Raw genomic sequence first — 2015 nt, 5'->3', positions numbered from 1 at the left:
TGGTCGGCCCGAGCGGCGCGGCGGTCGCCGGCGTCGATTCAACCCCGGACGGGCGCACGCTGTTCGTCAACATCAAGCACCCCGGCAAAAGCACCGGCACGTTGGACATCATCAGCCACTGGCCGACGACACAGGCCACCGGCGCCGACCCCACCGGCGCACGGCCACGCTCCGCGACGATCGTGATCGAGCGCACCGACGGCGGTATCGTCGGGTTGTGATCCGGACGAGCGGTTTCCGTTAAATCCTGCTCCGGCGAAAGCCGGAGCAGGGGACGTTACCGCCTAACGGTCGCCGCGCGTCACGATCTGGGCGGTGCCGTCACGCCCCAGCAGCACGCCGTAATATTTCTTGTCCGAACATTGCGCGACATAGAGCGGATCGCCGTTCAGCCCCTCCCCCTGGCGGTGCGATTCGATCACGCCCTGACAGTCGAAGCCGGCGTCGCGGATCGAGCGGATGAACACGCCGTTGCGCTGGCCGTCGGGAAGCGCCGCGACCTGGTTCTGGAACGCGCTGGGCGGCTGCGTCGTCGGTTCGGGCGCGGGGGCCTGCGGCGCGGTGCCGCACCCAGCCAGCAACAGCAACGACAAGAGACTCGGGGTTCGCATCGCGCCACTGTCGCGCCGATGCGCGAAGACGGCAAGAGCCGCGCCGATGCGCGCGCTCACCCCTCCCCGCGCCCGACCAGGCTTCGCACCACCGCGCGGTAATTGCGCCCGACCGGCAACAGATCGCCGTCGATGGTGACGATGGTGTAGCCGCCCGCCGGCCGGCGCCGGATCGACGCCACCCGATCGCGGTTGACGATGTGCGAGCGGTGGATGCGGACGAAATGCGCGGGATCGAACCGCTCGATCAGGCTGCTGATCGCCTCGCGGTGCAGATAGGAAGCGGTGCCGTGGTACAGCCGCACATATTCACCCTCGGCCTGCACCCGCGCGACCTGGGCCAGCTCGATCCGCACGCTTTCGCCGCGCCGCTGGACCCACAGGCAACCGCCGTCGCCCTCGTCGCTGCGCCGTTCCGCGCGCAGCGACTGGAGCTGCCGGGCAAGATCGGCCAGCCGCGCGGCGGCGCTGCGATCCTCGATCGCGCGGCGCACCCGCTCCAGCGCGGTCTCCAGCCGGGCGAGGCGCACCGGCTTGGTCAGGAAATCGATCGCCCCCGTGTCAAAGGCGTGCGCGGCGAATTGCGGATAGGCGGTGACGAACACGATCAGCGGCGACGGCCCTTCGGCCAGCGACAGCGCCTCGACCACGTCGAACCCGTCGAGCGCGGGCATCTCGACGTCGAGCAGCACCGCGTCCGGCGCCAGTTCGGCGATGGCGTCCAGCGCGGCACGGCCGTTGGAGGCGGTGCCGACCACCTCGGTCGCGGGCACCCGGCCGACCAGGTCGCGCAGCCGGTCGATCGCCAGCGGCTCATCGTCGCACAGCAGCAGCCGGATCATGGGCGATACTCCAGCGGGATCGCGAAGCGGGTGACGAAGCCTCCGTCGGGATCCGGCCCCGCCACGAAATCGCAATCCTCTCCATAGCGCGTCGCCAGCCGTTCGGCGACGTTCCTCAGCCCAACGCCGGTGCCGCTGGAGCGCGACCGCGCCGCCGCGCCGTTGCCGCCCGAATCGCGCACGCACAGCTTCAGCCGTCCGGCCTCGGCCCGCGCCTCGATATGCAGCGTGACCGGCGCGGTGGAGGTGGCGACGGCGTGGCGCACCGCGTTCTCGACGATCGGCTGGATGATCAGGCTGGGCACCAGCGCGCGGCGCGCGTCCGCCGGCAGGTCGATCGCCACGGTCAGCCGGTCGGGGAAGCGTTCGGTCTCGATCGCCAGATAGAGCGACTGCAACTCGATCTCGCGCGTCAGCGGAATGTCCTCATTGGGATCGATCGCCAGCCCGGCGCGCAGGAAATCGGACAGATTCTCCACCATCCGCTCGGCCGGGTCGACCGCCTTGGTCGCGATCAGCGACGCGATCGAATTGAGCGTGTTGAACATGAAGTGCGGATTGA

4 protein-coding genes are annotated in these 2015 nt (G+C 69.9%); 1 reads left to right on the top strand and 3 read right to left on the bottom strand.

What is annotated here, in order from left to right; translation table 11 throughout:
- Positions 1-221, top strand: a 221-nt coding sequence (locus VNR91_RS05700; RefSeq protein WP_325489812.1) for a hypothetical protein, incomplete at its 5' end; no start/stop codon positions are given.
- Positions 222-284: 63 nt separating this feature from the next.
- On the opposite strand, the gene VNR91_RS05695 is transcribed toward VNR91_RS05700, so the two are convergent.
- The 3 genes from VNR91_RS05695 to VNR91_RS05685 all read right to left on the bottom strand — a co-directional run.
- A complete protein-coding gene (locus tag VNR91_RS05695; protein ID WP_325489811.1) occupies positions 285-611 on the bottom strand; it encodes a hypothetical protein in 327 nt (108 codons plus the stop codon).
- A gap of 56 nt (positions 612-667) precedes the next feature.
- Positions 668-1453, bottom strand: coding sequence for a LytTR family DNA-binding domain-containing protein (locus VNR91_RS05690; RefSeq protein WP_325489810.1), 786 nt, complete (start codon positions 1451-1453; stop codon positions 668-670).
- Positions 1450-2015: sensor histidine kinase (locus tag VNR91_RS05685; RefSeq protein ID WP_325489809.1), on the bottom strand; the 566-nt coding region annotated here is incomplete at its 5' end. The genes VNR91_RS05685 and VNR91_RS05690, both read right to left, overlap by 4 nt.

It is taken from the genome of Sphingomonas sp., assembly GCF_035555815.1.
Classification (GTDB): Bacteria; Pseudomonadota; Alphaproteobacteria; order Sphingomonadales; family Sphingomonadaceae; genus Sphingomonas.
This window is presented reverse-complemented; position numbering and strand designations above follow the sequence as displayed.

Coding starts and splice junctions, on each gene's coding strand:
- VNR91_RS05695 (WP_325489811.1), bottom strand. CDS start 611: ATGCGAACCCCGAGTCTCTTGTCGTTGCTGTTGCTGGCTGGGTGCGGC.
- VNR91_RS05690 (WP_325489810.1), bottom strand. CDS start 1,453: ATGATCCGGCTGCTGCTGTGCGACGATGAGCCGCTGGCGATCGACCGG.